The sequence below is a fragment of the Legionella anisa genome, assembly GCF_001467525.1.
GTDB classification, from domain to species: Bacteria; Pseudomonadota; Gammaproteobacteria; order Legionellales; family Legionellaceae; genus Legionella; species Legionella anisa.
Map to the genome: position 1 here is coordinate 394,305 of NZ_LNXS01000029.1, position 24,549 is coordinate 418,853.

Sequence of the window (24,549 nt, forward strand, 5' to 3'; positions counted from 1 at the left end):
CCTTCATAACTGTTCTTGTAGCTTTGGCAAAGCAATTTCACAAACCAAATCAGGAATCACTCCCCCAAACCCTCGTGCATATCGTGCTAAAAGGTTTTTTAAAGCAGGAATATTATCAAGAGCAATCAATCCCAACCCACGAGCCACACCTAATCCCGGGAAACGACTGGTAAATACTTGAATTAAACCATCTGTTAAACGGGTAATAATTTTTTGATCATGCGATCTTAGCCGCACATAATGATGCAACATCTCTGCATTAAGCCCTTGTTCAGCAATGCATTGAGCTAAAGTAGCCACATCCCTAAGTCCCAGATTAAAACCTTGCCCAGCTACTGGATGCAACGTATGAGCGGCATTGCCTACAAAAACTACTGGCCATTTGATTTGCATTGGCATTAAAACTTGTTGTAAAGGATAAGAAAAACGTTTACCGACTTTAGCAAAACGACCTAAACGATAACCAAAAGTCTGTTGTAATTCCTTTAAGAATTCAGTCTCAGATAAAGACAACAAATGCTCTGCCTCTTTGTGAGAAACAGCCCAAACCAAAGACATTCTATTTTCTTGCATGGGTAAAAGTGCCAAAGGTCCACGCGCAGTAAAACGCTCATAAGCACGGTACTCATGCGGCTTAAGCAAACCCACATTAGCTACAATCGCGTGTTGGCCATAAAGCTTAGTCTTTGCCGATAATGAACAAAAACGACGCACCGCAGATTGTGCACCATCTGCAGCAACAATGAGGCGTGCAGCAACATTTATTTCTCCAGAATCCGTAAGAATTGTTGCTGAATGGTTCTCATAGTCCAAAGAGTGTAAGCTTGCTGGAGCAATAAGCCGGTCATGAGGTAATAATTGATGCAAAGCCTGATTTATATGTTGCATTTCTGCAACGTAGCCCAAAGGGGCATTCAATTCACCTTGCAGACGCGATATCCCAAAATGATGCTGATCGGAAACATGGATTGTGTTTATTGCCGTTACATGATCTTTAAGGAGATCCCAAACTCCAAGCATATTTAAAATACGCCGACTTGCAGGTGAGAGTGCCAAGGATCGTGCATCAAAATCAGATTTTATTTTATCACTAAACGGGTTGGCTTCTACCAACAAAGTGCTATAGCCCGATTCTTGTAAAGCAAGCATTAAGGTTGCACCTGTTAAACCACCACCGATAACCAATATATCAATTTCTTTATTAATCACGCATTAATGCCTCAATCTCATGTACATCCACAGGCAATGCTGCTGTTAATACTTCATGGCCTGTTTTTGTTACAACTACATCATCCTCAATACGCACACCGATACCCCACCAGCGTTTATCTACTCCTGCAGTATTCGAACTAATGTATAACCCCGGTTCAACCGTTAAAACCATTCCGGCTTCTAAAGACCGCCATTCGCCATTAATTTTATAAAGACCACAATCATGTACATCAAGTCCCAACCAATGTCCGGAATTATGCATGTAGAACGGTTTATAAGCCTCTTTAGCAATGAGTTCGTCCACATCTCCCTGCAAAATGCCCAACTCATTTAGTCCTTCGGTTAAAATACGTACCATAATTTGCTGCACTGCATTCCAGGGCAGACCGGGCTTAATTGCCGCGATTCCTGCTTTTTGTGCTTTGAGTACCAATTCATAGATATTTTTTTGTTCTGGACTGAATTTACCATTGATTGGAAATGTTCTCGTAATATCAGCAGCATAATTTTCATACTCCCCCCCTGCATCAATGAGCACCAAACTACCTCGATGTAAGGGTTTACTATTCTCTGTGTAATGGAGTACACACGCATTTTCGCCACCGCCTACAATAGGATCATAGGCCACACTGCGGCAACCATGACGACTGAATTCATAAACAAGCTCTGCTTCCAGTTGATACTCATGTTCCAAATGTTTGCAACGACGCATTGCATGCTCATGTGCTTTAACGGAAATACTTGCTGCTTGGCGCATTAATTCCAGTTCGGCATCACTTTTAAATAAACGCATTTCACCTAATATAGGCTCCAAATCACACAACTGGTCAGGAACTTTAACTCCTCGTCGTACTTGATCCTTAAGTGCGGCCAATGATTGCATGATGGTTTTTTCTATTTCTGAACTTCGGGCAAGAGCGTAATAAATCGCTGATTTTCCATTTAATAATTTGGGTAATTCTTCGGCAATACTGTCTATTGGAAAAGCGGCTTGCATACCCAGTTCAGACAATGCCCCATCCTGTCCTAGACGTTTTCCAGTCCATTGCTCTTCTGCAGGATTACGTGAACGATTAAATAAAATACTCTGTGTATTCGTTCCTGTTATAAGAACCAATAATGCATCAGGCTCATTATATCCAGTTAAATAATAAAAATGGCTATCTTGTCGAAAACGATAATGTGCATCACCATTACGTAATACTTCGCGAGCAGCAGGAATAATGGCGATGCTGTCCTTAGGCAGTTTCTGCGCCAATTTGCTTCTTCTTGCTTGATATTCGTGTTGGGAAATCATAGTAACATCCTTTTTAATGAGTTATTCCAGTATGACCGCCACGTTCTTTCTCATTCATTACTAAATCACTGTGTAAACGAAGGACGGCCATTCGTGCGTATTCACTGACTTCCATTAATGCACGCTCATCTTCTTCGTCTACATCCAATGTATCACAATCAAGTTCAGCAAACTCAATAAGATGCTGAAATGCATCTTGTGCTTCTTCGTCATGAAATTGGTTGGCGCTAATGCCAGCTAAAGTCAAGGCTTGAGTAAAACCTTCACACCATTCACTAAAAGCTTGCGCTCGTACCAGCAAGGACTCCTCATCATCAGGCAGCATCATTTCAAATTCAAAATCCATGGTATTAATTTGTTGCTGGCTTATAGAAAAAACAGAAAACATAGCTAAAACAGCATTACGGCTGGCTTCGTCTTTTTTATTATTCAATAAAGCACGTAAATATGCCTCGCCTTGACTGTCAGCACCGGCACAGAGGTAGCCACACATCATCCCATGCAATAAACTGGTAGATATGTGCAACATCAAGACAGCAATCGTTGCAGAAAATTCATCATGATCGGGCAAATGCAAATGTTCTCTTTCTTCAGACATATTCAACTCATTTATAAAAAATACCCCATGATAACCGATTTAACGCCAGCGTTCACCCTACTAATTGCTGCTTGCGAGCAAAATTGTTACTATTCACACACGCTCTCTATGGAATTGCAAAGGTCTTATTATTATGACGCAGATGAAATCGTGTACTGTCAAACTACTCAATAAAACTTATGAAATTAAGTGCCCAGAAGGCGAAGAACCTAATTTGCTGCTTGCAGTGCAGAAATTAAATAACCAAATAATGATTAATAAAAAGAAATCAAAGCAGCTGGACAATTTCCAAACCTTGTTACTTGCTGCACTTGATATCAGTCATGAATTAATATTATGCAAAAACAAACAAGCACACCAGCAACATCAAGTGACACAATTTATTAACTCACTAGAAAATAAAATCAATAAAATGGTAGGTGGTGAAATGGTAGACCGTATTCCAGAATTAGATTAAATTTACTGTAAATTGCAAAAAATGCTTCTCCCGCTTGCTGCAAGTGGGAAGATATTCTCTCTGAGTTAAGAGGAAACCAACTTTGACTAAAAGGACTTAAAATGAGGCGCCAATGGTATATAGGGTTTGGGATAGCTTTACTCATTATGCTTGCCCTATTTGCTATGTTTCATAGCATCAAATGGTTTATCGCTTTTCTTATTCCTCTTATTGTGATTTGGATCTACGATCTGATGCAAAAAGAACATACCATTTTACGTAACTTCCCAGTTTTAGGCCATGTACGCTATTTTTTAGAGTTTCTTCGCCCAGAAATTCAACAATATTTTATTGCCACTGATGAAAGCGAACTCCCATTTAACCGTGAAACACGTTCGCTTATTTATGAGCGTGCAAAAAATACACGTGATACAGTTCCATTTGGTACGGAACGCGACATTTTAAGTGTTGGTTACACTTGGGCTCTCCACTCCTTAGCTCCGAAACATCATTCAGAAGTTGAATCAAGAATCATGGTAGGAGGGCCGGATTGTCTACAACCATACAGTGCCTCACGCTTTAATATTTCCAGCATGAGCTTCGGTGCACTGTCTGGCAAAGCAATTATGGCCATGAATAAGGGAGCGCTCATTGGCGGTTTTTACCAAGCTACCGGTGAAGGGGGATTAAGTTCCTATCATTTGCAAGGCGGCGATCTGGTATTTCAATTCGGAACGGCCTATTTTGGTTGCCGCGATGCACAAGGAAATTTCGACGAGAAAGAATTTGCCGCTGAAGCCAATCGTAACGAAGTAAAAATGATAGAAATTAAGCTATCTCAAGGAGCCAAGCCTTCCCATGGAGGCATATTACCTGCCGCCAAATTAACCGAAGAAATAGCGAACGTAAGAAAAGTATCTATGGGTCATGATGTCATTTCCCCGATGGCTCATTCTGCTTTTACTACTCCTATAGGGTTACTGCATTTCGTAAAAAAATTACGTGACTTATCCCATGGCAAACCCATAGGGTTTAAATTATGTTTGGGGCGTAGAGATGAATTTCTTGCCATTTGTAAGGCGATGTTGAAAACCAACATTTTACCCGATTTCATCACCGTTGATGGTGCAGAAGGAGGAACAGGTGCTGCACCAGAAGAATGCGTTAATTTTATCGGAACTCCTTTGGAAGCAGGATTAGTCTTTGTACATAATGCATTAGTAGGGATTAACGTACGTGATAAAATACGTATTATTTGCAGTGGTAAAGTTGCAAATGGATTTGATTTACTGACCAATATCGCCTTAGGTGCCGATATGTGCAATTCAGCAAGAGCGATGATGATGGCTGCTGGTTGTCTGCAGACCAAACAATGCAATGCGAATACTTGTCCCACAGGTGTGGCGACACAAAATAAACGATTACAATATGGCCTGGTTGTCGATCAGAAAAAACATCAAGTAGCCAATTTTCATAAAAACACCATAAAAAGCTTTTTGGAAATGGTGGGGTCACTTGGGTTAGAAAACCCCAGCGATTTGAAACCTAACCACATCATGAGACGAGTAAGCGTGCAAGAGGTTAAATCCTTTAATGAAATTTATGAGTATCTTACACCGGGTCAATTATTAAGTTCTGACATTCCTAAGAGCTATAAAGCACATTGGGAAATAGCTGATCCTGAAAAATTTTAATTTTCATAAAAAAGCTTCGATTCAGTTCAGCGAAGCATAGGTACTAGTGATTTTTATCTCGCTTGTTGTTTTAGTAATAATGATAGACTTGGGGTACTAAAATTTTGGTATTAAAAGATTTTAGTAGGGATGTTAAATTACATAATATAGAGGAAAAGAATAATGCCTAGGTTTTTTGATAATTTCAGACAATATATTAATCTGAGAAATGCTTGCATCATTTACAATGGTCTTACAAGCCTTGCAGTATTGTATGATTTGTGGAATAACCCGGATGCTAATCCTTCTGAGTATGCCATTGATATTTCCATTCATGCGCTTACAGCGGTCATTTTAATGTGTAAGCAGGCACCTGACATGGTTAAGGATGTTGTGATCGCATTAAATACTTATAGAGGATTTGATGCTTTATTTAAAGCCATCACACCACTTCCCTCTACAATTCCTTACGTTGCGAATGGCATTGATGTTTTAAACCATTGGTTTAATCTAAAAGAGCTTACAAAAGAAGAATCAGAAGAAAACAGACAAGAAGCCCAATGCAAAATACTATAAGAATGATTCTTATGAATCTGATTCAATTGTAGAAAATAGCTGTAACACAGCTATTTTCTTATGAATGAAACATAATCACCTTTGCAATGGGCGATTTAACAAAAGAAACCCTTGAGTGTTTTCGCATATCAATTAAAGTAAAATCAGATGCCTTGCTTCCTAAAGGCAATCAAAAAATGAATCGAAATGATTCCCTTCAGTATTTTTTAATACTAACAGCACGAGAAGCATCCTGAAATCGGCGTCATGGGAAACCGAGTGTTATCCATACATGTGATCCTTCCACTTAATATTGCATCCCATGCTTGGTTTTTGTTCAGAGCTTACTGGTTTTCCAGCAAGAAGATTATCCAGGGCGTTTTGTAGATGGGAGCCAGTCACTGGTTTTTCGTTCCCAGGTGTTGATTCATCCAAACAGCCACGATAAACGCAAAGCAAATCCTTATCAAAAATATAAAAATCGGGCGTGCATGCAGCTTGATATGCTAGAGCTACCTCTTGGGACTCGTCGTATAAATAAGGAAATGGATAGTGAAATAGTTCTGCTTCAATTCGCATTTTTTCTGGACCATCCGCAGGATATTTTTCTGCATCATTAGAACTGATCGCCACAAATTGAATTCCTTTTTTCTGATACGTTTCAGCCAAGTCTACTATTTTTGTTTGAATATGTTTCACATAGGGACAATGATTGCATAAAAACATAATCACCGTAGCAATGGGTGATTTAATCTGAGCAAGGGAAACCCATTGATCGTTGCGAGTATCCACTAAAGTAAAATCAGGTGCCTTGCTCCCCAAGGGAAGCATATTTGATGCAGTTGCTACCATCATAACCTCTTATGTTGGTTGTTCTAATAAAATACAGAAGAACGAATTTTGGTTTGACATTGCCACGACATGGTAAACGATAAATTCTTGGGAATCAAACGCACTCTCAATTTTCACTGGTGTTTCCCACTTTCATCAAAAGGTTAATCGCGTACGAGTTTAAAAACTGCACCTTACACATTAGAATGAAGAAAATACAGAGAGTGAACAGTCCTCTCCACTAAAACCTGCGTCATTCTTGACTTTAATCAAGATGGCCGTGGTATAATCAGCTTAACCCGATAGCAAGAGATTTTAGAACCAATGCTAACAGCATGGGAAGCATCCTGAAGCCGGCGTTGTGCAGGCCCACCTTGAGTGGGAAGCCTGAACCGACTCATCCGCTACCCACTTGAACTCCAGGGTTCATAATCCATGCCTGTCGGGCTCTTCTCATTAAATTATCCCAACAATAGAACTTAGCACGTATCAATTAGTCTTGGCTCCCAAAATCGTTCCATAATGCATTGTCATTAGAAAATTAGCCTTTTTACTAGGATCTGATTCCATTAACGCGTCAACCCCATAAAGCAAAAAATACGTAGATTAATTCAGCTTTCTATAAGCTTGAGATCGGATAATAAATGGTAAATAAGTCATGTTAAATTGAATTAAAAAAGGAATATTATGTTTTCAAGAATGATAAACAGCTCTCGACTTGCCCGCACATCGCATATACGCCGCCATTCCATGTTTTCTCATAGTTCTCCTTCTTCTCACGTCCCTGACTTCAAAGGCAAAGATCTGCACAATGAAACGTTACAAATAAGAAAGAGATTATTAGACGCTCTAACTCAAGAGCAATCACTAAGCTCGATGTTTAGCGCATGGCTCAACAAACGACCGATAAAAAGTAGTTTATTTGAGTTTCGAAAATATTTAACCCAAGATCAGGTTAATTTTGTAAATTTATTGGATGAGAGTTGTTATCAGCTCATCTTAGATGAGCACTTGGCCATACTCGAGAAATTTTATAAAGCAAAACAACAAGAGCACACTTTTCTTGGAAATCTGTATCGTAAAATCACTTTTGAAGAGATGATATGTCGATTAATCAAAGCACGATATGAGGCTGCATATCAAGACGGTCGGCTGCTTTATTATAGAAATGGGCATCAAGAGTTAATGGAGCCGCTGCAGCATCTTTCTGACCGCGATAAACTATTAGCTGTTGGTACTCCAGAGGATAAAAGTAAGTTATACGAACATTATTTAACCATGGAGGAAAGCGCATTATCCCACTTAGTTTCTGCCAATGGTTATTTTTTGCCAATTGAAAATGGAGTTCGATATAGGAACAATGGAGTAATTCCTAATTACCGTTCGGGAAATGCGCTTCAAGAATTAGAAAAAGCGCATTTGGGGCCAGTACTTATTAATTATGCGGTAGGTCCAGAACTAAGAAACGGACAAAGTTTGCACTATGATGCATTAATGTGCTTGGAATACGCTGATGAAAAACCAGGGCACCCACATTATGATAGGCGAACAAAAGCATTAAATCACAAAAGTTTTGCGTCGGTTGTCCAAGATCTCTATGGGGATGAATACCCGCAAGGACCTAAGTCAAAGGAGGCATGCCAGTTAATCAAATTTAAATTGCCTCAAGGAGAGTTTGGTTTTAAAGAAGCTTATTTCTATGTCAATGCTTATAAAACCAGACTGAGACATACTCTGAAACAAACACTTATGGCGAGTGATCTCTTTATGCTGGAACCAGGTGTGATCCGCCTAAAAGGTCTTGGTTTGGGTGCCTTTGGCATTAGTTCATTAGAGAGTTTATTAGAATCTTTATATCTGGAAGTTTTAAATGAATTGTTAAGCACTTTGCCGCTTCAAAAAATTAATAAAATTGAATTAATTAATTTTCCTTCCTTAATGAAACGCTTTGATTTGCATCCAGACGATTTAGATTACTATATGAATTATGGTAAGGATATGAGTTACCCTGCACAGATAGTGCATCCTCGAATTACGGTGGTGCAGAAATTGACCCCTTGCTTAAGTGATGCAGAAGAAGCTTATCTGGCGACACACGTATGTGGCGATAGCATTAGCCGTCCTGGAAATGAGGGCGCAGTGGGGCTGCCACCTCATAGCAGCGATGAAGCATCCATGTATTATTCTTTAGCAGGAATGAATTCCATGCGGGAACAAACCAATGTACCGAATGAACAATTAGTGGGTAAAATTATTGTTACTGATGGTGTACATTGCACAAAATTAGTGGATAAGCTAGAAAGTGAGCTAAGCCCATCCTCAAACTCCTCTATAAATCCTTTCTCTATTTAACTGGGGGGAATATCTGAAATTATTTGTATTCTGTCCTCCTCTGCGTAGGCGTCTCTTAGTCACAAGTTAAGAATCTTGGGGAAAAGTTAGCGAGTAGGTTGGGTCGTTGACCCAACAAACACAACTAACAATCACCCATTGCAATCTCATTCACACGTCCAATTCATCGAGGCCTCGGTGAGCGTATTGAATTGTTGGGTCAAAATGACCCAACCTACTAACTATTTACCTGAGAGGAATATCTGAAATTATTTGCTCTCTGTTATCCCTGCTAGGCAGGGATCCATTTGTACCTCTCAAAATGACTCAACCTGCCTGACTAAGCATTGCAAATCAATCCCTGTATTAATGCAAAATTAATAGCCCCTTTATTCGATCGTTAAATGCTCATCTTTAACCCTATAAGGTGCAAAAATGCGTAGATGAATTCAACTCTCTATAAGCCTGATGCTGGATAATAAATGAACGGATTTAAGAAATATAAATCTTAATATTTAAGCAATTATAGGAGTAGAAGTATGTTATCTCGCCTTTTTTTACCCGTGAGACAAATGGGTCGACGTATCTATCCGCGTAGTCAATTTTTTAATCCTAATACAAGAATTGACGGTTTTACTGAACGTTGGTGTAATGAAACAGCGGCCCTTTTACGATGGTGTAATATGGAGCACGGGTTTCATCGAAGAAGTATTTCATACTCTTCCACTTCTGAATCAGAATCAGTACCTATTACATCTGAACCTGGACAGACTGCATTTCGTGGATATCCTCTCCTCAACCTTTTTTTGAATAGACAAGAAACAGACGGAGGTTTATTTACTGTTCCTACGTCACTCACGAATAATGTGAAACCCTACCAAGATACTTTTGATATGGCTGAATATGCGAAAGAGAGGAAACGTGAGGCTCTTGTGCATTTAACGGGCAACACTGAATATAGATCATTCACTAAATCCATCCCAGTTGCACTAGCCTTCGGTTTGTCTAAAGGTCCTGAAAATGGGGCTGTAGTTTTAGAACATTGGGCTAGAGAAGGAACGGCTTTAATAGCATCTGTGTACGGGCCTGCATCGGAATTGGATTATGATCAAGTGAATGGCCTATTGTATCAGCAAGAGATTGCTGGTCCTATGCTCCCTTTTGCACGACAAAAATGCACAACAATGTTTTACAAAAAAGATGGGTGTCTCAACCCAGAAGCTGGCTTTAATATCATGTCACCGTTTAATTTAGATATAAATCAATTTTTGTTAGCCAATGGTGATCCAAACGCGGTAAGAGTGATCCATAAATATGACCGAAAAGCGCTGCAAGCATCTATCGAGTTTAGCGAATGCTATAGAGAACTACTTGAGGGGCAAATGAACAATGTGGGTAAACATGAATTGCGTGTCCTTCATGAACGAGCACATGATGCCTTTCAAAAAATGCTAAAAGTGGAAGAACAGTTTAGAAAATATATCGCTTCCAGCATAAAAATGCAGCAAGAGCAAGGCAATCTTTTAATGGCACAAGTAGTTCCCCCTTCTGATATATGCCTCAATACAGCGCTTCGTTGGTACATGAGTGCAATTTGCTATTCTAAAGGGAAATTCCTTACCCATACCGATAACGAGTGTACATTAAACGTAAAACAAGGTGATTTTATTTTAGAATTGCCTCAACAATCTGGGGCGAGAGTCACCAAAACGTTCAGTAAAGAAGAAGCTCTTGGTATTTTACCTCATGTAATGCTCCCTACTTTTGATTTAATCTCCCCAGATGGTCACTTTGATATCAGTGAGCGTTTGCCTGATCCTATAGAGCAATTACTCGTTACTTCATTTATTACACAACTTATGCACAAAAAAGATCCACATGTAGGCAATCTCAGATTTCAAACTCCTGATGCATCTGAGATAAGAAGTTTATGTGAAAATGAAATTAATAATGTTCAATTAATCAGTCAAGGATATTGCCTCTATGAATAAGTTGATTTTAACACAGCTACTTAATGAGAAAGCGAATCCAGGTACTGTTTGCAGATTAAAAAGCTCCTTTGAGAGCCTGGAGAAAGCACAACATTATATGGATAGTGCGAATGGCGTACCAGGATTAATTGGGTATTTACTGCCCAGGTTAATAAATGGTCAGGTAAAATATAATGTACAATTAATGTTATACAATCAATTCGATAAAAAGCGATTTAAGGATTTTATAGAGGCGTTTGAAGATGTTGAAATAATACCAACATCCTCTATGAAGGAACAATAAGTGAATGACTAAGCATAAATCACCATAAATGTGATTTATGCTGTTATCGTGTAAAGATTTTTATTGGATCACTAGAAAACACCCATCTAACTGAGTTTAAATAATCCAAACTTGCCTATTGGTTTATCTGTTTATTAATTGCTCTTTTAATAAAAGATACTCATCGCGAACCTTGGCCGCCGCTTCAAACTCCATATTTTTTGCATGCAAATACATTTGTTTTTCCAAGGTGTTAATGTGTTTCACTAGTTCTTGCGTTGACCAATGCATGTATTCTGGGCTTGGTTCGGCAACTGCCGCATTACGCTTTCCGTGATAAGCCCCTTCCATGATATCGCTTATGGACTTATTAATCCCTTTAGGTGTGATTCCATGTGCTTCGTTAAACGCTTTTTGCTTCTCACGTCTTCGGTCAGTCTCATCCAAAGCTCTTTGCATGGAACCAGTCATCTTATCGGCATAAAGAATGGCACGTCCATTCATGTTACGTGCCGCACGCCCTATGGTTTGGATCAAAGAACGATCGGAACGTAAAAAACCCTCTTTATCTGCATCAAGAATAGCAACTAATGCGACTTCTGGCATATCCAAACCTTCGCGTAACAAATTGATCCCCACCAAAACATCAAATACCCCCAGACGCAGGTCACGAATAATTTCAACCCGCTCAACCGTATCGATATCTGAATGCAAATAGCGTACTTTAATGCCATGTTCGTTCAAATAGTCGGTTAAATCTTCTGCCATTCGTTTCGTTAAAGTGGTCACTAAAACCCGTCCGCTTTGTTGGATCACGTAACGAATTTCTGACATTAAATCATCAACCTGAGTGCGTACAGGACGAATTTCTACTTGTGGATCGACAAGACCTGTAGGACGCACTACCTGCTCGGCAACGTTATCAGAATTCTCTTGTTCATAAGGACCTGGGGTTGCTGAAATGTAAATCGTTTGTGGCGAGCGCCCTTCAAACTCTTCAAACCGTAATGGTCGGTTATCCAGGGCCGAAGGCAGTCTAAAACCGTACTGAACCAATGTTTCCTTGCGGGATCGGTCTCCTCGATACATCCCGCCAATTTGTGGAACAGTGACATGGGACTCATCAATAATCAGCAATGCTTCATCTGGCAAATAGTCAAATAAAGTTGGAGGCGGTTCACCCGCCTCACGCGCCGATAAATAACGGGAATAGTTTTCAATGCCAGAGCAATAACCTAACTCCAGCATCATTTCCATATCAAAAACAGTGCGTTGCTCTAAACGCTGTGCTTCGACTAATTTATTCTGCTCCTTAAACTCAGCCAGGCGCTCTTGTAATTCTTCTTTGACCCAATCCACCGTTTGCAAAATACGATCACGTGGTGTCACGTAATGAGTTTTAGGAAAAATAGTGATCCGCGGTACACGGCGCAGAATTTCTCCAGTAAGTGGGTCAAACTGAGCAATGTTTTCCACCTCGTCATCAAATAATTCAATGCGTATTGCATCTCGTTCCGAGTCGGCAGGAAAAATATCAATAATATCCCCGTGCACTCGAAACTGGCCACGCTCCAGGGATAAGTTACTTCGAGTGTACTGCATTTCAGCAAGTCGTCTTAAAATTTTACGTTGATCGGATTGTTCTCCACGGGAAAGATGTAATACCATACGTAAATAGGAATCAGGATCACCCAAACCATAAATTGCAGAAACTGTTGCGACAATAATCGCATCTTTACGTTCAATTAAGGCTTTGGTTGCAGACAAACGCATCTGTTCTATGTGCTCATTGATGGATGAATCTTTTTCAATAAAGGTATCCGAAGCAGGCACATAAGCTTCTGGCTGATAATAATCATAGTAGGAAACGAAATATTCCACTGCATTGTCGGGGAAATATGCTTTAAATTCGCCATAAAGTTGGGCAGCGAGCGTTTTGTTGGGAGCCATAATCAAAGCAGGACGGCGCATGGCTTGAATAACATGTGCTATAGTAAAGGTCTTGCCCGAACCCGTAACCCCTAAAAGGGTTTGTTTGGATAAACCTGATTTCAAGCCGTCAATTAATGAGGCTATGGCGGTCGGCTGGTCGCCAGCGGGCTTATAATCGGCATATATTTTAAATAAATCTTTCATATCTTTATTAGTATATCTCACAGGAGCAACAAATGGATATCGCATTAGCAAAACGCGTGCAAAAAGTTAAGCCTTCACCTACTTTGGCTGTAGCAGCAAAGGCTACCCAAATGCGTGCTCAAGGGCATGATGTCATTAATCTGGGTACTGGTGAACCCGATTTTGACACACCCAATTACATTAAAGAAGCGGCTATCGCTGCCATTAATCAAGGCCACACTAAATATACAGCTGTTGATGGCATCCCTGAGCTTAAAGAAGCCGTTAAAAATAAATTCAAGAAAGATAATGGTCTTGATTATCAGCCCAATCAAATTTTAGTTTCAGTGGGTGGCAAACAAAGTTGTTACAATCTTTGCCAAGCCCTACTTAATCCAGGTGATGAAGTGATTATTCCTGCGCCATACTGGGTTTCTTACCCCGATATGGTCTTATTGGCTGACGCAACACCGGTTATTATTTCTACAACCCCAGCACAACGTTATAAAATCAATGCCCAACAACTCGAAGAAGCCATCACCCCCAAAACTCGATTGATCTTTTTAAATAGTCCATCCAATCCATCAGGGGTAGCTTACACCTTTGACGAATTAAAAGCTCTAGCTGAGGTCTTAAAAAAACATCCGCAAATTATTATTGCTACGGATGATATGTACGAACATATTCTTTGGAGCCAACCTTTTGCTAACATTCTTAACGCATGTCCCGAATTATATGAACGAACAATTGTATTAAACGGTGTCTCCAAAGCATATGCCATGACCGGTTGGCGCATTGGTTATGCAGCAGGCCCCGCTCCACTAATGAATGCGATGAAAACCATCCAGTCTCAATCGACCTCAAATCCTTGCTCCATCGCACAAAGAGCAGCCGTAGCCGCACTAACAGGCGGCAATGAGAGTGTTTTAGAAATGGTAAAAGCCTTTCGCAAAAGACACGACTTTGTAGCCTCCAGATTGCAAGAAATCGCTGGTGTAGAAGTTATTCCAGCTGACGGTACTTTTTATATTTTCCCAAGCGTCCAAGCAATCATAGAAAAGCGTAACTATGTCAATGACCTTGAATTTTCTGAAAAACTATTAGTTGAAGAAGGGGTTGCCTTAGTACCTGGCTCCGCATTTGGCAATGAAGGCTGCATCCGTTTATCCTTTGCAACCAGCATGGAAACATTACAAGATGCCCTGAACCGCCTACAACGTTTTTGCAGTTAAAACCTTGAATCCCTTCTCCCAAACGGGAGAAGGTGCCCGCTAAGGCGGATGAGGGTGTACCTATATCACATTCCTAAAATACTATAACAAAACAAAAATCCCCTATATCAAAGTCAAATTTTAAAAAATTATTCTTAAATCTACTTGACCCTCAATCAGAATCGTTTTAAGATTCCGACCCTATTCCCCGGTAGCTCAGTCGGTAGAGCGGATGACTGTTAATCATTAGGTCACAAGTTCGAGTCTTGTCCGGGGAGCCAAATCCTGTCTGGGTTTTGGCGAATTTCAAGTTTTCCCTTACTGAAGCTTGGTACCAGTTTTGGTACCGATTTTAGAAATACACCCCATTGAAGTTAAAGTCCTAGTTCTTAGCCAATATCATTTCAGCCAGATGATTAAAGGTTGGCATTATTGAAGCAATTGTAATATCTTCTTTTTCTAGTAATTTTTCTAATTGATTAACCTCAGATTTCACAAGTGTAATTTTAACCAAATTATTCTTCATAGTAGAAATTAATTTTTCATCATGAGAAACCAGATCAGTAAAATATGAAATTAGATCAGGCCATTTTCCATATCTAAGAAAATAGAAGTTATCAAATTTCATGGATATTAAGTTAGCTTGTTGTATATGTAAAAAATCATGTTCTGAAGGCAAAAAACGGTTAAACAATTCAATTGTGGACCCTTCGTATAAATTATCATTAAATGGATTTTTCACCATAGTCGGATTAAATGCCCATACACATATTTTTTCTGGTTTCTTTTTAATTTTTTGAAACTGCCAACAACAAAAGAAAGCAGCTATCCATGGTTTATACGTCCAATCTAACAATCTTGTTGGTATTCCTATATGTTGAGCAGTACATATTAAATTCCAATCAATCTTATTTACTGTCAGAAAAGAAATATCAAAATAACCAGCCTCCGAAAATAGCCAATCAAAATCATAGGGATGTTTTATTAGATAAGCACCGTAATTAATTATTTGCTCTGTAATTCTATCTAGTGGAAAAGAGGCATTTAAATCTTGCTCTAAGATAGAAGGTGTACCAAAAGGATAATAATTAGTTATAGGAAGTCTAACCCTGATTGATTCCTCAGCAAATCTTTCTAGAAGAAATCTTTCTAGAAGGACTTGTTTGATAAGCATCAACAATCTAGCTCGCTTCTTCCTATCAGGTGCAAAATTAAATTCATTTCCGTTTGTAGGATTGATTAATTCAATAAATTTTTGACTTAATTTACCCCGAAACTCATTAAAAGAATTTTGAATTTTACTATATTTTGATGCATAGAAATTTATCTTGAAATTACCTCTGAAGGCTATTGGTTGTAAGGCGAATGTATGATTTCCAAGTCCACGAAATATCCATGGATAATCAAGCTCATTATTTAAATCCCAACGTGCATTACTTTTTCTCAAATATTCTAGAAATTCATCTGCTGATTTACATTCAATAGAGGTATATATTTGATCGTCTTCACTCATGTTAATAACTATTTCCATGTGATTCTTTTAAAATTGTAGTACATGGTCACTATAATGAATGATTAATGCATTTATATATGCTCAACTCCATAAAATCATTTGCCCTGTCTTTGGTTTAGTGTTGGTCGAGCGGCTCACTCAAAGTTGAAACCCAGCCATGCTGTATAGCTCGAAGTAGGGGGCAAATCAACCGTTATACGAGATTATGGGGTCGCGTCTTGCCTTTTGCCTTAATGCTATTATCTCTTGTAAATCAATTGGCTATCATAGTGGTTCGATTACTAAGGCAAAAGGCAAGACGCGACCCCATTTTTCCTTAGCCATACTATTAGACTCATCTCAATTAGCCTCTCGCTCAATGTTACCCAAGCCTGGTTATAATTCTAATTATTGTGCTCAATTCAAATTTCATACCAATATGCGATGCATATTCTTAATAAAACATTAAGGTTTAATTGATATTATACAAACTTTAGTTATTATGATCATATTTTAACCTAGGATATGTTATGCCACCATCCCTTAAAAGTTCTCCTTTACTAGTAAAAGGACAAAAAATTGCACGTGATAAGTCCGTTCTTGATTCCCACACTGAAATAAGTATAGAAAATTCGGAAGGTGCACAGGATTCTTATGAGTTGATGCAAACCTTAGGGCGCGGTGCCTTCGGAAAAGTTTCTAAAGCAATCAATTCTCGAACCGGATCTATTAGAGCTATTAAAAAAATAAAACTTGAATTTAAAGATAGTGATCAATTTATTCAAGATATAGAAGCTTTAGAAAAAGAAGCGACAGTGGGCGCTCATGCATCTTTTACCCAAGCGCTATTGTTCTTCCCAAATATTGAGAAAAACCGTTTTGATGCTTATATGGTAAGTGAATTTTGTCAAGGTAAGGATTTAAAACAATTCATTCAAGACGGCAACTATACCCCTGAAGAATTTCTTATCATTATGCGGGGTATGTTTGGTGAGATGCGTCGTATTCATAAATTGGGTATCATTCATGCCGACTTCAAACCCGCTAATTTTATAGTAAACGATGATTTAACTGTAAAAATTGTTGATTATGGATTTGCAACTTTTCAAGATGAAGAAAACCCTGAACCTCAAGGTACGCCACGCTATTCACCCGCTGAGTTATTTTCCGGAGCCAGTATTACGCAAAAAGGAGATATTTATTCCACAGGAATTACAGCTGCAGAAGGACTAGGGCTAGTACATGAAGAACCTTTGGATTTAAACGGAAAAAAAATAGTAAGACTGGTGGCCAATGGAAACATGGAGAAAGATCTGGCTAAATGCTGTCCAAAATTGTCCTCAAAACAGGTAAAGATATTGGCAGATATTCTACAAAAAATGACAAAGCAGTCTCCTAGTAAAAGGCTAAGCCCTGAAGAGTTTGATGAAATGTTATCCATTTATGACAAAGAAATTTTAAAAATTCCGCCTGTCCCTGAAGTGGTAAAAAATGTAGATACCTTGCTTAAGGACGTTATTTCTATGTTGGAATCTAGAGTTCTAAAAGCCTCTCCACAGGAAAAACAAGCTATAGAACAGACACTAGGAGAAACAATATTTACGTCTGAACAATTGAAACATCCTAAAACTCTATATGCACTGCGCGAAAAAATAGCACGATCCGGCCAAGAAGAACGCAAAGATTTCACCTTTGCGCGACAAATTATGGGCGAGTTTAACTATATTACCAAACATAGATTAAGTGGAAATAAATTTACCAGTGAACATACTTCAAAATTAGATTCATTTAAGAGAAAGATAAATCAAATTTTGCCAGTTGAACCTTGGAGTAAACTCAGTGTTGCAGGATCAGTTGCAGCAGTCAGAGAAGAAGTGGAAAAACAATATCAACATAACTTCAGTTCTTTAAAATAGATAAATTAATAAATTAGTAAGCAATGCCTATAGAGAGTAGGGGCTGTTTCCATTTCTACTCTCTTGGCCAAACTGTCCTGATTTTCTGGGCTGCTATGCTCACATACCTTATGTATGCTGCGCTTCGGTACTCGAAAATCAGGCCATTTTGGCTCAAGCTAGCGAAATGTAAAAACCCTAAGGTTTAAGATAATTTTCGTTCCGCAAACACGTTCATAGCTGCAACCAAATACTCTAACAAATCTGGATGTAATTGGTTATAAAATGCGCGAAAATCAGGATGGTCGAGGTACATTTGTCCAAGCCCCAAATAAGTCTCTTTGGTAGGTGTCCAAAACTGATTAACCCAATCATAATGCTGCTGAATAAGTTTTTGGACATTATCGGACTCTACCGTCTGGCCTTGTTGGAGTGCCGCCACAATTGCCACATGAAGTTTTTCACCCGCCTCTTTAAATTGTTCCCAGTCGAGTTTCTTCCAATGAGAAACACGCTGCCAGCTATCATCAATTTGTTTTTGTGACATGATACCTGTATCGAGCATATATTTTTCGTGCTCTTGTTGTTTGATTGGATCAAATCCATCATACATTTCCGCATCGCGCATGATTATTTTTCCTCTTAAATGTGAAATGGTTTTATCAATGGTCTTGATAAGTATTGCTGTTCGTTCAAGACCTGATTGCAACATGGATTTATGGGCTTTCAATGATTCAATTTTATCGAAATCATCACTGCCTAAAATCCTTTGAATGTCATTTAGAGGAAATCCAAGCTCACGAAAAAATAAAATTTGCTGAAGCATGAGCAGCTGCTCTTCTTTATAATAACGATACTGATTTTCGCCATAAAAAGCAGGCGCTAACAAACCAATTTCGTCATAAAATCGCAGTGTGCGTGTACTGACACCTGAAAGCTTCGCTAGTTGATTGATCGTATATGTCATTATCGGACTCCTCTAACTGACAAAATACACGATAAAGGTTGACGCAACGGCAAGGTCAAGTTTTTTTCATTCATAAACTAACTCAAAAAGCGGGGGAAAATTGAAGTCGAAATTTTCGGCTGCAAATTTTTATAATCAATATTGCAACGAAACGATTGTGTTAGGGAGAAAATCTTTAATTGTATCCTCAGTAAACTCTTTTATCAGTAGATTAAAGGCATCCGGTTGATCGAGCATTACTGCATGACCTGCATTACTAATAATATGTACTTTATTTTGCCAAAGATTTTTAAAGTGTAATTCACTTTGAACATAATCGTAATTAATAGCAATATCATTTTCACCAGCGACAACAGCGATAGGTTTTTCCCACTCAGCAATAATGTCGCACTGATTTTGCCCTATCCCATTAATAATTGATTGAGGATAGAGAAACCTTGCTCCTTCGTCAGTAGCGAGTATCGCATCGACTAAAAATTTTTTTTCCTCACTACCATCGTAACCAGAGACTTTTGCTAATAACTTAGCTTCTTCTATACTTATCTCTTTTTTACCAAAACAAGCCATAATTTCAGGATCAAGCACTTTAAATCCCTTTTGTATCCCTTGGAGTGATACTTCAAAAGGGGGAGTTCCTGTAATAAGCAAGCCAATTAATTGGGGCAGTTTGGATATCATCTCCAAAGCCACATGCCCGCCAAGCGACCAGCCAACTATAATCAATTTTTTAATAGGTAATTGGTGCACTGCCTCCGTAATCGCTTCAGCAAACCCAGGGAAACTGTATGTTTTTAAAGGGTCGATAGGAGGTGCGCTTTCACCATAGCCAGGCAAATCAATAGCAATTCGGTGATAAGATTTTAAAATATCTGCATTCATCTGTTTATTAAAAAAGTTTTTATTAGTGCAGTGCCCATGAAGAAATAACAAAGAACAGGGCATTCCCCTATTTTCTTCCCACACAGATAGATTTCTGAAAAAAGTAAGCATTGCGTTTTCCTTTGAAAACAATTGTAGAATGATAACATTATTGTGATTGATTAAGTTTGAAAAACGTATAATTTTATCAACCGACGAACAAAATTGGCAAAAACGAAACACTTTCTCTCGCCTAGCCCCAAACACCTAAAATGACATGGCGATATCCTTTTTTTATGTTCAGGTTTAATTACTTTTACGCTAAGATAGGTTCTTTTTATAAGTGTAATTAAAAATTGCATAAAGAAGATACAAAAGAATTTGTAACTACTCTGCGAGGAATAGGCGCTTTATTAGTTGTTATCGGCCATTATTTTAATGTTTTTTGGATGAAACGTGATGTGGTTGCCAACTTAATTAACGCACCGGTTCTTTCTTATGAAATTTATCCTTTACCTTTTTATATTGATTGGTTGCAAAAGTTAAATGTATTAAACTTAGGGGGATGGAGAGTGCCCCTGTTTTTCATCATCAGTGGTTTTGTTATCCCTTTTTCTTTACAAAAATACACAAGCATCCAATTTTTAGTCAATCGTTTTATACGAATTGTTCCGACATATGCTATTGGGTTTTCATTGACACTGGGAATGTTATGGTGGGGAACTCATTATTTTTCTACTTCTTGGCCTTATAGTACGCAGGAAATACTTATTCATTATTTGCCAGGAATCCGCGAATTGGCAGATAGTAAAAATATTGATGGAATCATATGGACACTGGAAATAGAAATAAAATTTTATGTGTTATGTGCTCTTTTTATTAGATGGTTTCGTACTTATTCAATTAAGATTTTCTTTATACCCATACTCTTATTTCTGTTTACCCTTTGGGTTGATTATAAACCCAATTTTTGGGCGGCCATCCATTTCCCTTTTTATCAATTGGCCATGGCATATTTCCGCTCCACACAATTTATTATTTTCATGTTTATCGGTGTATTACTTAACTATTTATACAATAAAAAAATAAATGTAAAAAATGCTTACTTAGGAATCATCGCGCTGTTTACATTGTTTTGTTTTGACTGGTGGTTTGGACCATTTAATGCAATTTTTGGGGAAATAAAAAATTATGTATTTGCTTTATTCGTCTTTATATTAGCCTATCACGTCCCCCGCCTCTTTAAAGCAAATAAATTTTTCACTTTTTTAGCAAATATTAGTTATCCTTTATACGTAATTCATGGGGTTTGCGGTTATATTTTACTTCGCATCCTTCTGGATTTAGGATGTAACTCTCTCATATCACTGGTAGTGACCGTCAGCTTGGCTCTACTCTCTGCATGGATAATCCATCTATACGTTGAACGGCCAATGAAAAAACTCAAAATAGAGAATGCGGTAAATTGGTCCTATCGAAGATTTTTCGCGCAATTGGGGATGGCCCTATTGGGGAGGAAGTCATCAATTAAAGAATCGAGTCTTTAATTAATGCATTTTCTGTTTTTCCCATTAGCTTGACGCGGCCCTTATTGCACTTCCGTTTCCTACCCCTAAACGTTCGGGAGAGTCGGTAGCTTTTATCATCACCTCTTTTAGAACCTGGGTAGTTTTTTCAATTTCCGATATTAATAAATTAGGATGGACTAAAAACATCAAACTCGTTTCTCCTAATCTCTTTGCGACTGGTAATCTATTGGCAGGACGCCAGTTTGTATTGTCAAATGCTTTTTCTAAATATATCTCGGAGCAAGAACCATAGAAACAAGGCACACCTCGTGCATTAATTTCTTCTAGAATTCGTAACCGTTTCCAACCGGGAGCCAATTGTTTTTCGTCAACAAACACATAGCATTTATAAGCAGCATGAGTAATGTCATCGGGTATAATAGGTACTCTGAGTCCTTTTAAACCTAACGCAACGTGCCATATTCTCTTAGCATTGGCTAATCGTTGCTGATGCCAGATTGGCATTTTTTGCAGCTGTAAACGTCCAATAGCGGCTTGCAACTCGGTCATTCTTCCATTTGTGCCGAAACCATGGTGCACCCAATTAAATTCGGGTTGCTTCTGCGATTGGTATATGGCCTGGTACGATTTTCCATGATCTTCATAAGACCACATTGCTGACCACAGCTCGTGGTCATTCGTAGTAACCATGCCTCCTTCACCACCAGTTGTTATAATTTTATCCTGGCAAAAGGACCAAGCTCCAATATGACCTAGTGAGCCAACGGGACGTCCTTTATATTTAGCCCCATGAGCTTGTGCACAGTCTTCAATAACGAATAGACCTAATTCATTCGCTAAATCTAGAATTGGATCCATGTCACACGGCCAGCCCGCAAGGTGTACACAAATAATTGCTTTCGTACGCTCAGTTAATACAGCACGAATGCTTTCTGCAGTAATATTTTGACTGTTTTCATCTACATCTGCAAATACCGGGATACCACCATTCTTAACTATTGAGGAGGCTGATGCTATAAAACCACGCGACGTAACCACAACTTCATCACCTGCCTGTAAATTAATGGCTTGCAATGCCGCATCGAGCGCGATTGTTCCGTTAGCCAAGGCAACTGCATATTTTACATTCGCCCAAGTTGCAAATTCCTTTTCAAACTCCCTACACTCATTGCCCGTCCAATAATTTACTTTATTGGATAAAAGTACCCGTTGTATTACTTCAGCTTCTAACTCAGTATAACAAGGCCAGGGAGAAAAATCCGTGTTTAACATGTCCGCTCCGATAATAAATTTCTAGCAGGTACGCCGATCACTGTACAGTTATCTGGTATATTATTTACCACAGCAGCTCCGGCTCCAACTGTAACTTTCGAACCTATTTTTATATTGTGTCGCACAGAAGCTCCTGCTCCTATCCAACTTAAGTCCCCTACCTCTACTCCCCCCGCCAAAATTGCACCCGATGATACATGAACTGCATTACCCAACTGACAATCATGTTCTAAAATAGCACCTGTATTCACAATGGTACCCACACCAATAGAACATCCTGGATTTAATACCGCATTAGCAAAAATAACAGACCCCTCTGCTACGGCAGCATGCGGGCTTATGACAGAAGAAGGATGTACAATAGTGGCAAGTGAAATGTTTAACTTTTGCAGAAGAGCGATTTTTTCCATTCGTATCATGTTATCGCCGATAGCAATTATCACTCCAGTAAATTGCTTGGCTTGTGACAGAAATAAATCCTCATCACCTTGAACGCTCCATGGGCCCAACTCCGCTTTTTTAGGCCAATTATCATCATAAAAGATAATGGAGTCCCATCCGGAACAAAGAGCAGCGTCGGCGACCACTTTCCCATGCCCACCTGCGCCAAAGACAGCAAGAGTTTTCATTCTTTATTTCCTGTAAATTTGTCAGCTGTTACAGCAGCAGCGCTGGTAATGCCCTCTTGCGTTAAGACTTTTTTAATGGTAAGTAACAAAATCTTGATATCCAGCCATAGTGAATGATGAGTCACGTACCAAATATCTAATTCAAATTTTTCTTCCCAAGCCAAAGCATTACGTCCTTTAATCTGAGTTAAACCAGTAATACCCGGTTTAACTTCATGGCGGCGTTTTTGCCGCTCATTATATAGAGATAAATATTCAATTAAAAGCGGCCTAGGGCCTACAAGGCTCATATCCCCTTTAATCACATTCCATAGTTCAGGTAATTCATCCAAGCTTGTCGCTCTTAAAAATTTGCCAAAGGGCGTTATCCTACATGCATCGGGCAAAATTTCTCCTTTATTATCGGTTAGGTTTTGGAGCGTTCTGAACTTAATGAGTTGAAAAATCTTTCCATGTAATCCAGGACGTTGTTGTCGAAAAAATATAGGAGTGCCCAAAAAAACTCGGATCAACAAAGCAATCAAGCAAATTAAAGGAAGCAGTATCAATAATAAGATACTCGCTAATACAATGTCGAAAATACGCTTCAACAAAAAAACCTCAATCCAGGATAAAAAAACATAACAAAATCATGTCAAATCCTAATATAAAGTATAAAATTCAATTCCACGAGCAACATCCCCAAAAAACTGTATTTTACCTTGATCTAACACAATAATTTTATTACAAAAACGTTGAATAATATCGCTGGAATGGCTGGATAAAACCAAGATATGGCTTTTATCTATGATATTCATAAGACGTGTGGTTGCTTTTTCCATAAAATGAGCATCTCCTACTCCAATAATCTCATCAATGAGTATGATTTCAGAAGGAATCGATGTGGCTACAGCAAAAGCGAGTTTCATTTGCATACCCGCTGAATAAATACGAACTGGATTATTTAAAAAATCACCGAGCTCGGTAAACTCTTCCACATCTCGAATAATATTTTGGAAGTTTTTCCTTGATATTCCTCGCATAATAGCTAAGTTAATAACATTTTCATAGCCTGTGGAATCAAAATTCATCCCTGCATTTACATCAAATAAACTAGCAATGTTACCACGTGTTTCGATAAACCCTTGGGTCGGCTTATAAACGTTGGCAAGAACCCTGAGTAAGGTACTTTTTCCCGCACCATTCCGCCCTAATAAACCTACGCGATCGCCTAAATTTAATTTTAAGCTAATATCGTTCAAAGCCTTATAAGTTACATGCTTCATTAGTGCTTGTTTCGATGAGCTTTTAAAACGCGTAAAGCAATGAAGCGCTGCTTTCTTTATGGAGTTAGATCCATTATTGATAATATAATCCAAATGAACATTTCTTAATTCTATCGATGACACTTAACCC

Annotated in this window: 21 protein-coding genes, 1 tRNA gene and 1 other RNA gene; 11 read left to right on the forward strand and 12 right to left on the reverse strand. The window is 38.6% G+C overall.

What is annotated here, in order from left to right:
* Positions 1-3: 3 nt before the first annotated feature.
* The 3 genes from ubiH to Lani_RS10915 are packed head-to-tail and all read right to left on the reverse strand — an operon-like array spanning position 4 to position 3,107.
* Positions 4-1,209 carry a 2-octaprenyl-6-methoxyphenyl hydroxylase gene (ubiH, locus tag Lani_RS10905; RefSeq protein WP_019232592.1) on the reverse strand — a complete coding sequence of 402 codons (1,206 nt, stop codon included), beginning with the start codon at positions 1,207-1,209 and terminating at the stop codon, positions 4-6.
* Complete coding sequence (gene pepP / locus Lani_RS10910) at positions 1,202-2,509, reverse strand: Xaa-Pro aminopeptidase (RefSeq protein ID WP_019232593.1); 1,308 nt, start codon at positions 2,507-2,509, stop codon at positions 1,202-1,204. The genes ubiH and pepP overlap by 8 nt, the downstream gene beginning before the upstream one ends.
* A 13-nt stretch (positions 2,510-2,522) precedes the next feature.
* Positions 2,523-3,107: a UPF0149 family protein gene (locus Lani_RS10915; RefSeq protein WP_019232594.1), complete on the reverse strand. Its 585-nt coding sequence runs from the start codon at positions 3,105-3,107 to the stop codon at positions 2,523-2,525.
* Between the two features lie 133 nt (positions 3,108-3,240).
* On the opposite strand from Lani_RS10915, the gene Lani_RS10920 reads away from it, so the two are divergent.
* The 3 genes from Lani_RS10920 (at position 3,241) to Lani_RS10930 (ending at position 5,792) form a co-directional block, all read left to right on the forward strand.
* Positions 3,241-3,564: a cell division protein ZapA gene (locus Lani_RS10920; RefSeq protein WP_040522058.1), complete on the forward strand. Its 324-nt coding sequence runs from the start codon at positions 3,241-3,243 to the stop codon at positions 3,562-3,564.
* A gap of 101 nt (positions 3,565-3,665) precedes the next feature.
* On the forward strand, positions 3,666-5,237 hold the full coding sequence (locus Lani_RS10925; protein WP_019232596.1) for an FMN-binding glutamate synthase family protein: 1,572 nt from the start codon (positions 3,666-3,668) through the stop codon (positions 5,235-5,237).
* Between the two features lie 162 nt (positions 5,238-5,399).
* Entirely contained in the window at positions 5,400-5,792 is a 393-nt protein-coding gene (locus Lani_RS10930) for a hypothetical protein (protein ID WP_019232597.1), read from the forward strand.
* A gap of 261 nt (positions 5,793-6,053) precedes the next feature.
* Here the strand turns inward: Lani_RS10930 and Lani_RS10935 are convergent, their stop codons facing one another.
* Positions 6,054-6,623 (reverse strand): thioredoxin family protein, encoded by a 570-nt coding sequence (locus Lani_RS10935; RefSeq protein WP_019232599.1) that lies wholly within the window; start codon positions 6,621-6,623, stop codon positions 6,054-6,056.
* A gap of 272 nt (positions 6,624-6,895) precedes the next feature.
* Here Lani_RS10935 and ssrS point away from each other — a divergent pair.
* From ssrS to Lani_RS10950, 4 genes are all read left to right on the forward strand, one after another.
* Positions 6,896-7,055, forward strand: a non-coding RNA gene (ssrS, locus tag Lani_RS19530) — 6S RNA.
* A 234-nt stretch (positions 7,056-7,289) separates the two neighbouring features.
* Positions 7,290-8,954 (forward strand): hypothetical protein, encoded by a 1,665-nt coding sequence (locus Lani_RS10940; protein ID WP_019232600.1) that lies wholly within the window; start codon positions 7,290-7,292, stop codon positions 8,952-8,954.
* A gap of 518 nt (positions 8,955-9,472) precedes the next feature.
* Positions 9,473-10,924, forward strand: coding sequence for a hypothetical protein (locus tag Lani_RS10945; protein WP_019232601.1), 1,452 nt, complete (start codon positions 9,473-9,475; stop codon positions 10,922-10,924).
* On the forward strand, positions 10,917-11,207 hold the full coding sequence (locus Lani_RS10950; protein ID WP_019232602.1) for a hypothetical protein: 291 nt from the start codon (positions 10,917-10,919) through the stop codon (positions 11,205-11,207). Before Lani_RS10945 ends, Lani_RS10950 begins: the two co-directional genes overlap by 8 nt.
* A 123-nt stretch (positions 11,208-11,330) precedes the next feature.
* Here Lani_RS10950 and uvrB read toward each other — a convergent pair whose 3' ends face one another.
* Complete coding sequence (gene uvrB / locus Lani_RS10955; protein WP_040522084.1) at positions 11,331-13,322, reverse strand: excinuclease ABC subunit UvrB; 1,992 nt, start codon at positions 13,320-13,322, stop codon at positions 11,331-11,333.
* 32 nt (positions 13,323-13,354) lie between these two features.
* Between uvrB and Lani_RS10960 the strand changes: the two genes are divergently transcribed.
* Together Lani_RS10960 and Lani_RS10965 are read left to right on the forward strand one after the other, a co-directional pair.
* Complete coding sequence (locus Lani_RS10960) at positions 13,355-14,533, forward strand: pyridoxal phosphate-dependent aminotransferase (RefSeq protein WP_019232604.1); 1,179 nt, start codon at positions 13,355-13,357, stop codon at positions 14,531-14,533.
* Between the two features lie 184 nt (positions 14,534-14,717).
* A tRNA-Asn gene (locus Lani_RS10965) sits at positions 14,718-14,793 on the forward strand.
* 101 nt (positions 14,794-14,894) lie between these two features.
* Here the strand turns inward: Lani_RS10965 and Lani_RS10970 are convergent.
* The gene (locus tag Lani_RS10970) at positions 14,895-16,025 is read right to left on the reverse strand and encodes an FRG domain-containing protein (RefSeq protein WP_202803963.1); all 1,131 of its coding nucleotides are present in this window, start codon (positions 16,023-16,025) and stop codon (positions 14,895-14,897) included.
* A 509-nt stretch (positions 16,026-16,534) separates the two neighbouring features.
* Here Lani_RS10970 and Lani_RS10975 point away from each other — a divergent pair.
* Positions 16,535-17,920 carry a serine/threonine-protein kinase gene (locus Lani_RS10975; protein WP_019232606.1) on the forward strand — a complete coding sequence of 462 codons (1,386 nt, stop codon included), beginning with the start codon at positions 16,535-16,537 and terminating at the stop codon, positions 17,918-17,920.
* A 184-nt stretch (positions 17,921-18,104) separates the two neighbouring features.
* Here the strand turns inward: Lani_RS10975 and Lani_RS10980 are convergent, their stop codons facing one another.
* Entirely contained in the window at positions 18,105-18,866 is a 762-nt protein-coding gene (locus Lani_RS10980) for a MerR family transcriptional regulator (protein ID WP_019232607.1), read from the reverse strand.
* A gap of 135 nt (positions 18,867-19,001) precedes the next feature.
* Complete coding sequence (locus tag Lani_RS10985; RefSeq protein WP_019232608.1) at positions 19,002-19,856, reverse strand: alpha/beta fold hydrolase; 855 nt, start codon at positions 19,854-19,856, stop codon at positions 19,002-19,004.
* 224 nt (positions 19,857-20,080) lie between these two features.
* Here Lani_RS10985 and Lani_RS10990 point away from each other — a divergent pair, with 224 nt between their 5' ends.
* Positions 20,081-21,271, forward strand: a complete 1,191-nt coding sequence (locus tag Lani_RS10990) for an acyltransferase family protein (RefSeq protein WP_019232609.1) — start codon at positions 20,081-20,083, stop codon at positions 21,269-21,271.
* Positions 21,272-21,295: 24 nt separating this feature from the next.
* Here the strand turns inward: Lani_RS10990 and Lani_RS10995 are convergent, their stop codons facing one another.
* Genes Lani_RS10995 through Lani_RS11010 form a run of 4 tightly spaced genes read right to left on the reverse strand, consistent with a single transcriptional unit; the run spans position 21,296 to position 24,542 of the window.
* Entirely contained in the window at positions 21,296-22,525 is a 1,230-nt protein-coding gene (locus Lani_RS10995) for a DegT/DnrJ/EryC1/StrS family aminotransferase (protein WP_019232610.1), read from the reverse strand.
* Positions 22,519-23,154 carry an acetyltransferase gene (locus Lani_RS11000; protein WP_019232611.1) on the reverse strand — a complete coding sequence of 212 codons (636 nt, stop codon included), beginning with the start codon at positions 23,152-23,154 and terminating at the stop codon, positions 22,519-22,521. Before Lani_RS11000 ends, Lani_RS10995 begins: the two co-directional genes overlap by 7 nt.
* Positions 23,151-23,744, reverse strand: a complete 594-nt coding sequence (locus Lani_RS11005) for a sugar transferase (RefSeq protein WP_272943440.1) — start codon at positions 23,742-23,744, stop codon at positions 23,151-23,153. The genes Lani_RS11000 and Lani_RS11005 overlap by 4 nt, the downstream gene beginning before the upstream one ends.
* A gap of 51 nt (positions 23,745-23,795) precedes the next feature.
* Entirely contained in the window at positions 23,796-24,542 is a 747-nt protein-coding gene (locus Lani_RS11010; protein WP_019232613.1) for an ABC transporter ATP-binding protein, read from the reverse strand.
* Between the last annotated feature and the right edge of the window lie 7 nt (positions 24,543-24,549).

Excerpts from the sequence above, each read along its gene's own strand:
- pepP (WP_019232593.1), bottom strand. The coding sequence starts at position 2,509 with ATGATTTCCCAACACGAATATCAAGCAAGAAGAAGCAAATTGGCGCAG.
- Lani_RS10915 (WP_019232594.1), bottom strand. The coding sequence starts at position 3,107 with ATGTCTGAAGAAAGAGAACATTTGCATTTGCCCGATCATGATGAATTT.
- Lani_RS10920 (WP_040522058.1), top strand. The coding sequence starts at position 3,241 with ATGACGCAGATGAAATCGTGTACTGTCAAACTACTCAATAAAACTTAT.
- Lani_RS10925 (WP_019232596.1), top strand. The coding sequence starts at position 3,666 with ATGAGGCGCCAATGGTATATAGGGTTTGGGATAGCTTTACTCATTATG.
- Lani_RS10930 (WP_019232597.1), top strand. The coding sequence starts at position 5,400 with ATGCCTAGGTTTTTTGATAATTTCAGACAATATATTAATCTGAGAAAT.
- Lani_RS10935 (WP_019232599.1), bottom strand. The coding sequence starts at position 6,623 with ATGGTAGCAACTGCATCAAATATGCTTCCCTTGGGGAGCAAGGCACCT.
- Lani_RS10940 (WP_019232600.1), top strand. The coding sequence starts at position 7,290 with ATGTTTTCAAGAATGATAAACAGCTCTCGACTTGCCCGCACATCGCAT.
- Lani_RS10945 (WP_019232601.1), top strand. The coding sequence starts at position 9,473 with ATGTTATCTCGCCTTTTTTTACCCGTGAGACAAATGGGTCGACGTATC.
- Lani_RS10950 (WP_019232602.1), top strand. The coding sequence starts at position 10,917 with ATGAATAAGTTGATTTTAACACAGCTACTTAATGAGAAAGCGAATCCA.
- uvrB (WP_040522084.1), bottom strand. The coding sequence starts at position 13,322 with ATGAAAGATTTATTTAAAATATATGCCGATTATAAGCCCGCTGGCGAC.
- Lani_RS10960 (WP_019232604.1), top strand. The coding sequence starts at position 13,355 with ATGGATATCGCATTAGCAAAACGCGTGCAAAAAGTTAAGCCTTCACCT.
- Lani_RS10970 (WP_202803963.1), bottom strand. The coding sequence starts at position 16,025 with ATGAGTGAAGACGATCAAATATATACCTCTATTGAATGTAAATCAGCA.
- Lani_RS10975 (WP_019232606.1), top strand. The coding sequence starts at position 16,535 with ATGCCACCATCCCTTAAAAGTTCTCCTTTACTAGTAAAAGGACAAAAA.
- Lani_RS10980 (WP_019232607.1), bottom strand. The coding sequence starts at position 18,866 with ATGACATATACGATCAATCAACTAGCGAAGCTTTCAGGTGTCAGTACA.
- Lani_RS10985 (WP_019232608.1), bottom strand. The coding sequence starts at position 19,856 with ATGCTTACTTTTTTCAGAAATCTATCTGTGTGGGAAGAAAATAGGGGA.
- Lani_RS10995 (WP_019232610.1), bottom strand. The coding sequence starts at position 22,525 with ATGTTAAACACGGATTTTTCTCCCTGGCCTTGTTATACTGAGTTAGAA.
- Lani_RS11000 (WP_019232611.1), bottom strand. The coding sequence starts at position 23,154 with ATGAAAACTCTTGCTGTCTTTGGCGCAGGTGGGCATGGGAAAGTGGTC.